Below are 10433 nucleotides of genomic sequence, written 5' to 3'. Positions count from 1 at the left end.
GTCGCTTTTCAACGCTCCGCTTCAGGCACTTATTCAATATACCGAACACAACTCCTCGTGTCAACTATTTTCTCCAAATTTCTTTTGGAATGTTTTTTTGTCCCCTCTAACTCCCCACTGCCAACCCTTCTAGGCAACAATGGTTTATGCTCTGTGTCCAGTCATAAACAAAGGGGGAAGTGTGAATTTTCAATCCGTTATAGCTTTCTTGCATCAGTTCTGGAGCGATCGCGGTTGCTTGATTGCCCAGCCTTACGATATAGAGAAGGGGGCAGGTACTAAGAATCCCCAGACATTTTTAAGAGCATTGGGGCCGGAACCGTGGGCTGTTGCCTATGTTGAACCGTGTCGTCGCCCGACGGATGGGCGTTATGGTGAAAACCCTAACCGTTTCCAACACTATTATCAGTACCAGGTTCTGATTAAGCCTTCGCCAGACAATATCCAGGATATTTATCTTGATTCATTAAGGGTTTTAGGTGTTCGTCCTGAAGATCACGATATTCGGTTTGTGGAAGATAACTGGGAAGATGCGACGGTGGGAGCTTGGGGTACTGGGTGGGAAGTATGGTTAGATGGTATGGAAATTACTCAGTTTACTTACTTCCAGCAGTGTGGGGGTATTGATTGCCGTCCGGTGTCTATTGAAATTACTTATGGTTTAGAGCGATTGGTCATGTATCTCCAGGAAGTGGAGGCAATTACTAAGATTCATTGGACGGACAATATTACTTATGGTGATGTTTTTCTGCAAAATGAGATTGAGCAGAGTACATACAATTTTGAAGCGTCTAATCCAGAATTGCTGCTGACACTGTTTAATTTATATGAGCAGGAAGCTACTCAGTTAACAGAAAAGGGTTTGGTGTTACCCAGTTTGGATTATGTAATGAAGTGTTCGCACACCTTTAATCTACTGGATGCTAGAGGTGTGATTTCAGTGACAGAGAGAACTCGCTATATTGCCAGGATTCGGCATTTGGCTAGGAAGGTTGCTCATTTATATGTTGAGCAAAGGGAGAAGTTGGGTTTTCCGTTGCTCAAAGATTTAAAACCAGTTATACCTGGTGGGCAAGTAGAAGTCGCGCCTACATAGACAAAACTTGCCTCAGTAAGTTAATAAACCCTTGATTTTGCATTCTATCAAGCTAGGCACATCTTTAATAATGTGGCTATTGCTAAAGCTCAAAAATACTGTTAAATCTTGAGTCTAGAACATTAAGGCTACAAGGATAAGGCCCGCCTCGCCTGTGCGGGCTTTGTTTGTATAAACTTGATGGACTATACTTCACCACAAGCATAAAAATTTGTCACTGTTGCTGATTAAAGAGATGCCAAGCTTATGTAGAGAGAATCTAGATTTAGATAATAAGAGTTTAGAAGATTTTATTTTTGAATTTCATTGCCAATTTCAGCAACGTGGGTTTTTCTCTATTCCTGCCCTAGCTATTTTTAAGCAAAATGCAAATTTGGGGTGTCAGGTGCTTTTACAAAAAATCTTATGATTCAAACTAGTGGTGTAATTATTTGTCTTGGTTATATTTTTGGGTTGCTGTTTACAGCAGTTCCTTGGGGTGGTGTGTGGATTTTGGTTTTGGGGATAGTGGGAGCAATTGTTTTTAGAAGACGTACCAGCCCACGGCAACTCGATCAGAAAGCAGAAAAGGCTGGAAGCAAAAATAAGGCTGTATCTAACACTTGGCAAACTAGTTCCCATCCTCGAATATGGTTAGCTGCTGGTTTGGTGGGATTATTAGCAACTTTATATTTTCAATGGCGAGTGCCGCAACCAGGTGCAAAAGATATTAGTCAGTTTGTTCCGCCTGGAAATAGCAATAATCAAGAGCAACTTGTGATTGTTCGTGGGGAAGTGGCGAGTAATCCCCGATTAACTCGTAGTCAGCGAGGACAATTTTGGCTGGAAGCGACTCAGATAGATGAGGTTAAAAATGAAAAAGGTTCAGCAGGTGTTTCAAAAGGGGTAACGGGTAAATTATATGTGACAGTGCCTATACTTCAGGCTACTGGGTTATACCCTAGTCAACAAATTGCTGTGACTGGGATTTTGTACAAACCAAAGGCGGCTTCCAATCCTGGTGGTTTCGATTTTCAGAAGTTTCTCAAGCAGGAAGGAACGTTTGCTGGTTTGATTGGGCGACAAATAAATGTTTTGGATCAGGAACGTAAATGGGGATGGTGGCAAATTCGGGAGCGAATTGTGCGATCGCAAGTTCGGTGGTTGGGTATTCCTGAAGGGCCTCTTGTGAGTGCAATGGTTTTAGGTAGTAAAGCTGTTGATTTACCCTACGATATCCGCGATTTGTTTGTACAAGCAGGATTAGCTCATGCTTTGGCAGCTTCTGGGTTCCAAACTTCTTTGATTTTGAGTGTGATTTTACAGTTAACGAGGCGGGCAAAAAAGGGAACGCAATTTACCCTTGGCTTTTTGGCTTTAATTATTTTTCTGAGTTTAACAGGTTTTCAACCTGCGGTTCTCAGAGCCGTAATTATGGGTTTTGCGGCATTAGTTGGGCTGCTATTAAAAAGGAAGGTAAAACAGTTCGGTTCGTTACTATTGGCAGCAACTCTGTTATTAGTGTTTAATCCTCTATGGATTTGGGATTTAGGTTTTCAATTGAGTTTTTTAGCAACACTGGGATTAATTGTAACAGTACCTGCGTTAGTTAATCGCCTAGCATGGCTACCACCTGCGATCGCTGCTTTGATTGCCGTTCCTCTTGCTGCGACTCTTTGGACTTTACCTGTACAACTTTTTGTCTTTGGGGTTGTACCATCTTATAGTCTGTTGCTGAATGTGATTAGTACCCCATTAATTTCGATCATTAGTATCGGTGGAATCATTAGTGCCTTAGTGGGTTTAATTTGGACTCAGGCAGGAAGTTTCCTGGCTGCGGTGCTACATTACCCGACAGACTGGCTAATTAAATTAGTGGAATTTTTTAGCAAGTTGCCAGGAAATTCTGTTGCTATCGGTAGTATATCTACTTGGCAGCTTTTGGCGATTTACGCACTGATTATACTGGTTTGGCTAGTCCCTTGGTGGCAGCGTCGGTGGTGGGTTGCTAATGTGATGGCGATTGGTTTAGTATTTATTCCCCTTTGGCATTCTACAAATACATTATTTAGAATAACGGTATTAGAATCTGGTACGGAACCAATTGTAGTTGTTCAAGATAGAGGGACTGTAACTGTAATTAATAGTGGAGATGAGGGGACTGGGCGTTTTACAATTCTTCCCTTTTTGCAACAGCAGGGTGTAAATCAAATTAATTGGGCGATCGCAACTGATTTTCAAGGCAATGAAAGTAATGCTTGGTTGGAATTACTGCAACGTTTACCAATCAAAAATTTCTATGAATATTCCTCTAATCCAGAGAATTCTATTGCAACTCAGGCAATTCAACAAGAATTACAAAAATATCAGGGATATTACCAACCGATGGCAGTTGGTCAAGCAGTAAAAGCTGGTTCAATAGTGGCACAATTAATTAATGACCAATTACCTATCTTACAATTGCAAATTTTAGACCAAAATTGGTTATTAGTTGGTAATGTCAAGTCTAAAGAGGTACAGCAATTAGTTAAAAATGGGAGTTTGCCTCGTCCACAAGTGCTATGGTGTTCCCCTCAGTCATTAAAAGATTTAGTTATAGCTCTGCAACCACAAGTAGCGATCGCTTCTTCGGCTAACTTCGATCCAAAAGTTTTATCTGAACTGAATCAAAGCAAAACAAAACTATTTTTTACTGGCCGAGATGGGGCGATTCAATGGACACCTGATGGTCAGTTTGAGGCGTTTATTGAAGCAGCAGAAAATAAATCATCTGTTTTATAAAAAACTCATAAATTAAGTAAATTAAAAGCGGTATAAATTTATATGACAATCTACTTTTATAGCACCCGCGAAGAATATGGCTGTTTCTCAAACTTTTCGCCGCACGGCTTTCAATTAGATGGATTATATTGGTCAACTAGCGAACACTACTTCCAAGCGCAAAAGTTTGTGGATACACCTCATCTAGAAAAAATCCGTCTAGTTAAAACACCTAAAGATGCCGCAAAAATGGGGCGTGAAAGAACCCGTCCCCTCCGTCAAGATTGGGAACAAGTTAAAGACGATATAATGCGGCAAGCTATGCTATATAAATTTCAAACTCATACAGATATTAGAGATATCTTACTTTCCACAGCCAAGGCAGAAATTGTTGAAAACTCGCCCATCGATTTTTACTGGGGTTGCGGATCTGATGGTAGTGGTAAAAACATGCTAGGAAAAATTTTAATGGAGGTGCGAGAGATCCTGCACCATACATACAGTACAGCATCAGAGTGAATATACAAGTAAAGTTAAGACACTTAGCAAAAAAAGTAATTTTGAGGATGAAAAAAAGGCAGCCTTTGGAGTTTTAGTTTAAATGTATGGGATCGCAAATTGTGCGATCGCTCTCCTCTAATGCTGTGTTAGTTTTCAAATAATCTTGCACTAGGGCACATGCATAAGCTGGTGCATTTAAGTTGAGAATTCGCGGCAAATTCCATAGAATCAGTGTGTTGTCATCACCCCCTGAGACAAGCATTGTCCCATCCCGACTGATTGCAATATCCCTAATTGCTGCGGTATGTCCTGTGAGAGTTGTTATTTCTGTACCATCCAGCTTCCAAAGTTTGACGGTAGCATCCACACTCCCAGAAGCAACTATTTTTCCATCGGGAGTAAACCCAACTCCCCAAATTGCAGCTGTATGACCTTTAAAAGTTTTCAGCAATTTACCTTCAACTGTCCATAACTTAACAGTATTGTCGCCACTTCCAGTAGCTACCATCTTACTGTCAGGGCTGAAGGTTATTCTCCATACTGTCGCGGAATGACCTACAAGGGTTTCGAATAACTTACCATCAAGCGTCCACAATTTAGCAGTACTATCGCCACTAGCTGAACCAACAAGCTGACCATCTGGACTAAATACGATGTGCCAGACTTCTGCCTGATGTCCTTTGAGAATCTGTGGTGCAGGGCGATCGCGCCTCCATATTTGAGAAATTTTGTCAACATTTGCCATTGCGATCGTTTGTCCATCGGGACTCAACACTGCTGCTAAGAGTTTACCGAGAGGATCTTTGTAAGTAGCGATCAGAGTGCCGTCTCGCTTCTTGAGTTTTACCTTATCATCGTAAGTCCGAAGCGCAATTAATTTGCCGTCTTCACTGAATGAAACCTCAAAGATTGCGCCCCCAGATTCAGTAAAAGTTTTGAGCAATTTACCTTGGCGACTCCAAATTTTAGCAGTGTTTTCGTGGCTAGCTGTGGCGATCGCTGAACTATCGGAGGCGATCGCTATTGACCAAATCCCAGCTTTATGGGCAATGATAGACTTTTGAAATGGGTTTTGACTCTGCCAGAGTCTAACAACGTTTTCTGCACCTGCTGAAGCAATAAAGCTCCCATCTGGACTAAAAGTCACTCCCCAAACGGATGCAGTGTCTCCTTTCAGCGTTCTCAATTCTGTACCATGAATGTTCCAAAGTTTAATTGTTTTGTCAAGACTGGCGGAGGCAATAGTCTGACCATCTGGACTAAAAGCGACTCCCGAAATCCCAGCGCTATGACCTTTAAGAGTTTTATCGGGATGGTAGCTGCTATCTGTGCTGTTTCGCTGCCAAAGTTTGACAGTTGCATCTTCACTCGCTGAAGCAATGGTCTGACTGTCGGGGCTGAAAGCTACTCCTACAACCCAACCAGTATGACCTTGGAGAGGTTTTAAAGACTTGGCATTTTGCCAGCCCGAACTGTCCCGTTTCCAGAGTTTTACTGTCTTGTCGAGACTTGCAGCGGCAACTATTTGACCATTAGGACTAAAGGTGACACCCCAAAACCCCATTGTGTAACCTTGAAACGTTTTGAGTAACATACCGTCTCGTTTCCAGAGTTTCACAGTTTTATCGAAACTGGCAGAGGCAAGGAACTGACCATCGGGACTAAAAGCTACTCCCCAGACTGAAGCAGTATGACCTTTGAAAGTGTTTAGCAAAGTGCCATCTCGCTTCCAGATTTTTATAGTGCCATCTTCGCTCGCCGAGGCGAGTATCTGGCCGTCAGAGCTAAAATCGATTGCCCTAACTGCTGCCTGATGACCTTTGAGAGTTGCAACTTCTGTACCATCACGTCGCCAAAGCTTGATTGTTTTATCTACACTTGCTGAGGCAATTAGAGAACTGTCAGGGCTGACATCTACTGCTAAAATAGCTGCTGTATGACCCGAAAAACGATTGTACTCGTCTGCTCCATAAACTGCCTGACGTAATACATTGTCAACCTGACGCTGAATATTTGTGTTTGGCTCACCTAGTTTTTGCAGTTTATGTTTGGCTTTAATTGCTTCTATAAGCGCATCCAATCTGTGATTTGAGGCAAATAATCCCTCAGAAGAGGATGCAAGCGCTCGGACTTCGCTGCTTCTGGCTTGACTTGCACTTTTAAGAGCTTTACGGTACAAAATGAAACTTCCTATGCCCAAGGAGGAAGAGATGAGCAAGCCAATACACACTGCAATTAGCAAAAATCTTTGCAGTTTAGCAGTTTTTTTCTCTTGTTCTAGTCGTGCTTCTACTTCTTTCGCACGGGCTGCCTCTAATGCTGTTTGCACTTCGCGTTGTTCACATTCAAGACTTGCAGCTAAAAATTGATAATCTAAATCGCTCAAACTTTTGCCCTGCGCCCAATTTTGAGTGTCTTTTAGAGCCTGTCCTCGCAAAAGACGCGATTCATCTTTAAAGGAAGAAGCTACCCAAGAATTGAATGTTTGAGAGTAGGGGCGGAGATTGTCTAACTGCTTGATTGCCCATTCAGCATTGAAAACATTCTGATAGATGGGATTTTTAATTTTGAGATAGCCGTTGTGTTTCTCGACTAAACCAGATAACAACAGTTCTGTCTGTTCTTGACTATCATCTGTCGGCACACAAAGATCGGGCATACGGGGAAACACGCAAAGAGGAAAACTTTTCTCCCCTGCTCCCCTGCTCCCCTGCTCCCCTACTTCTTCTGATTGCAACACTCGTTGATAAAGCCCTAGTAATCTTCCGGCTCGGTGTTTGTTAAAAAGTAGGCGATCGCGAATTGTGCGGAGGTGTTCGGGATCGTCCTTGGCTTCCCAGTGTTGAATAATCTGCGATCGCACAAATTCTTCTACCCAAGATGCTTCAGTTTCTAGCGGTAAATCAATTTTTCGATTAGATGTTTCTAAAGCTGTGTGGACAATTAACTGACAGAGTTTTTGGGTAAGAAATGGTTGTCCCCCACTCCAGTAAAGAATCTCTTGAAGTACTGCTTCCGGTTGAGTAATAACTTCCTCTAATCCCTTTATCAATGGCGTGGCTTCATGGAGTTGAAAGCCGTGTAAATCTATCGCTGTACCAATATTAAAAGGTGTGCGATGTTTGTCAGAGATTAGGTCCGATGGACTGGCTACCCCAAATAGCGTAAATCCCAAGCGTTGAAAATTAGGGTTGTGTGCGTGCTGATTATAACAATGACGAATCCAGGCAAAAAAGTCACCAACAGGAAAACCCAAACTTAACAAACTATCAATCTCATCAATGAAGATGAAAATCCGTTCGGGTTTGGTGTTTGGCAGCAACACTTCTTCTACGAACTGGTGGAGTTTTTGCACTGAGGAAAGACCTGCTTGCATCTCCCACCATTGCTGAAATTTGACTTTTTCTACCAGATTTAAGGCGTAGAACAAGCTGATAATAATCCCTTTATACCATTGTTCCGGTGTAGTATCCTCGCTACCCAATGTGGTCATATCTAAGTAAACACAGCTATAGCCTTTTTGTCTAAGACGATAACTTGTACGCTGTAGTAGCGATGATTTGCCCATCTGACGAGAATTGAAGACGTAACAAAAATCACCAGCCTTCAGGCTTGTATAAAGCCTTTCGTCTGCCTGACGGATAACATAAGTGGGATCGTCACTGCGAAGACTACCCCCTACCTGGTATCTCATATTGAAGTAAGATTATCAAACAAAGACATTAACACAACGAATAGTAATTGAATTGTAGAATTCTGCGAAACTATAATTGTTTGGCCAAATCAGCATGGTGGAGTTCGCAAGGCGGTTAAGATGCGATCGCTATTTTTTACTTAGTATCCTAGAGTGCAAAATGTAGCAGCAAAGATGATTCGACATCCAGCTTAAGGGCTGTGATATTATGGGAGACTGCTACATACATTTAGAAAAACTAGAAATTGAATCAATCATGGCTCTGACGCAACTGCGGAAACAAGAAATCATTTCCAATTACCAAGTTCACGAAACCGACACGGGATCGTCCGATGTCCAAGTTGCCATGCTAACTGAGCGCATTAACCGCCTCAGCGAACATCTCCAAGCAAATAAAAAAGACCATTCTTCTCGCCGGGGACTGTTGAAGCTAATTGGTCAGCGCAAGCGCCTTCTAGCGTACATATCGCAGGAAAGCCGCGAAAAGTATCAAGCTTTGATCGCTCGCCTCGGTATTCGTGGATAGGGACTAAAGCTTATGTCTGCTGAAGAATCTGAACGCAGTCGTCTGCCCTTTGAACCAAACAAAAAGCGCCAAAAACCCGCAAAAACTCAAAGTAAACCAGCAGCACAGCCACAAGAATCAGGCAAACAGGCTGATAAAAAACAGACTTACACCAAACAAGAGATGGCTATTCCCCAAGTAGTCAGCCAGAGGATGATCCGACGGGTAGCTGTGTTCTGTGGCGTACCAACAGCTTTGGGCATTAGCGCCCTGGTTGTAAGCTATTTGCTTGCTATCTACTCCGACATCCAACTACCTCCCATCGCTGTGTTATTGGTGAACATGGGATTATTTGGTTTGGGAGTCTTAGGGATAACTTATGGCGTTCTTTCTGCCTCTTGGGATGAAGAAAGAGTTGGAAGTTTGCTAGGTTTGAGTGAGTTCAACACCAATTGGGGACGAATGGTGGAAGTTTGGCGCGAAACTCGGCAAAAAAACTCATAATTAATGGCGCTCAGGTATTAGGTAACTGCGGTATTGGGTAAATTAAGAAGTGAATGTTGAAGTTGAAATTTTATAACTTCAACATTGCTAATTAAAATTATATAATCTTTTTATACCTACATCCAGCTACCCAGTAGTAAAACTACTGACTGAGCGCTATATTTTGTTTGTAAATAAATTTTATTTTTAACTACTCGTAATTAATGCAATAAGCAACAATAAGGTTAGGCCATTTACAAAAAAAATTTACTCGATTAATCAGGAACTTTCACATGATTATAGTAATGAAAAGTGGTTCCCCAGAGGCGGAAATAAACCGCATCGATCAGGAATTAACTAGCTGGGGACTAACTCCAGAAAAAATTGTTGGTCAACACAAAGTAGTTATTGGTCTTGTTGGTGAAACTGCTAGCTTAGATCCACTACAAATTCAGGAACTTAGTCCCTGGATTGAGCAGGTATTGCGGGTAGAGCAGCCATACAAACGAGCCAGCCGCCAATACCGTCACGGTGAAGCTTCAGAAGTAGTAGTTAATACTCCCAATGGAGATGTGATATTTGGCGAACACCAGCCTTTGGTAGTTGTTGCTGGCCCCTGTTCCGTAGAAAATGAAGAAATGATTGTGGAGACAGCACGGCGCGTTAAGACGGCTGGAGCTAAGTTTTTGCGCGGCGGGGCATATAAACCTCGGACTTCACCTTACGCCTTTCAAGGACACGGCGAGAGTGCTTTGGATTTATTAGCGAAGGCGCGAGAAGTTAGTGGACTAGGTATTATTACAGAAGTAATGGATGCCGCTGACCTGGATAAAATTGCCGAAGTTGCTGACGTGATTCAGGTTGGGGCAAGAAATATGCAGAATTTCTCCTTGCTCAAAAAAGTGGGAGCGCAGCCGAAACCAGTTCTCTTAAAGCGGGGAATGGCGGCTACTATTGAAGATTGGTTGATGGCAGCCGAGTATATTTTGGCATCTGGTAATCCCAATGTAATTTTGTGTGAAAGGGGAATACGTACCTTTGACCGCCAGTATACGCGAAATACGCTAGATTTATCGGTAGTGCCAGTGTTGCGAAAGCTGACTCACCTGCCAATTATGATTGACCCCAGCCACGGCGTAGGTTGGTCTGAGTTTGTGCCTTCAATGGCAATGGCTGCGATCGCAGCTGGCACAGATTCCCTGATGATAGAAGTTCACCCCAATCCTGCCAAAGCTTTATCAGACGGGCCTCAATCTCTGACTCCAGACCGTTTCGATAACTTGATGCAAGAATTAGCGGTAATTGGTAAAGCAGTAGGACGCTGGCAGCAATCAGCAGTTGCTCTAGCTTAAAAATCAGTCTTCTCGATCGGCAAAAAAAAGGACGGGCAAAATACCCATCCCAGAAAATTCACT

The 10433-nt window shown here is 42.6% G+C and carries 7 protein-coding genes; 6 read left to right on the top strand and 1 reads right to left on the bottom strand.

What is annotated here, in order from left to right:
* The first annotated feature begins 181 nt into the window (after window positions 1-181).
* The 3 genes from glyQ (at window position 182) to V7K55_RS16880 (ending at window position 4354) form a co-directional block, all read left to right on the top strand.
* Window positions 182-1096: a glycine--tRNA ligase subunit alpha gene (glyQ, locus tag V7K55_RS16890; RefSeq protein WP_334833229.1), complete on the top strand. Its 915-nt coding sequence runs from the start codon at window positions 182-184 to the stop codon at window positions 1094-1096.
* 405 nt (window positions 1097-1501) lie between these two features.
* Window positions 1502-3856 (top strand): ComEC/Rec2 family competence protein, encoded by a 2355-nt coding sequence (locus tag V7K55_RS16885; protein ID WP_334833227.1) that lies wholly within the window; start codon window positions 1502-1504, stop codon window positions 3854-3856.
* 42 nt (window positions 3857-3898) lie between these two features.
* Window positions 3899-4354: an NADAR family protein gene (locus tag V7K55_RS16880; protein ID WP_334833225.1), complete on the top strand. Its 456-nt coding sequence runs from the start codon at window positions 3899-3901 to the stop codon at window positions 4352-4354.
* 73 nt (window positions 4355-4427) lie between these two features.
* Here the strand turns inward: V7K55_RS16880 and V7K55_RS16875 are convergent, their stop codons facing one another.
* A complete protein-coding gene (locus tag V7K55_RS16875) occupies window positions 4428-8030 on the bottom strand; it encodes an AAA-like domain-containing protein (protein WP_334833223.1) in 3603 nt (1200 codons plus the stop codon).
* 256 nt (window positions 8031-8286) lie between these two features.
* Here V7K55_RS16875 and rpsO point away from each other — a divergent pair, with 256 nt between their 5' ends.
* The 3 genes from rpsO to aroF all read left to right on the top strand — a co-directional run bounded on the left by rpsO (window position 8287) and on the right by aroF (window position 10370).
* Window positions 8287-8556 (top strand): 30S ribosomal protein S15, encoded by a 270-nt coding sequence (rpsO, locus tag V7K55_RS16870; protein WP_196526018.1) that lies wholly within the window; start codon window positions 8287-8289, stop codon window positions 8554-8556.
* A 12-nt stretch (window positions 8557-8568) separates the two neighbouring features.
* Window positions 8569-9039: a PAM68 family protein gene (locus tag V7K55_RS16865; RefSeq protein ID WP_334833221.1), complete on the top strand. Its 471-nt coding sequence runs from the start codon at window positions 8569-8571 to the stop codon at window positions 9037-9039.
* Between the two features lie 272 nt (window positions 9040-9311).
* Window positions 9312-10370 (top strand): 3-deoxy-7-phosphoheptulonate synthase, encoded by a 1059-nt coding sequence (aroF, locus tag V7K55_RS16860; RefSeq protein WP_334833219.1) that lies wholly within the window; start codon window positions 9312-9314, stop codon window positions 10368-10370.
* Window positions 10371-10433 lie beyond the last annotated feature (63 nt).

This window comes from Nostoc sp., assembly GCF_036919895.1.
Taxonomy (GTDB): Bacteria; Cyanobacteriota; Cyanobacteriia; order Cyanobacteriales; family Nostocaceae; genus Nostoc.
This window is presented reverse-complemented; position numbering and strand designations above follow the sequence as displayed.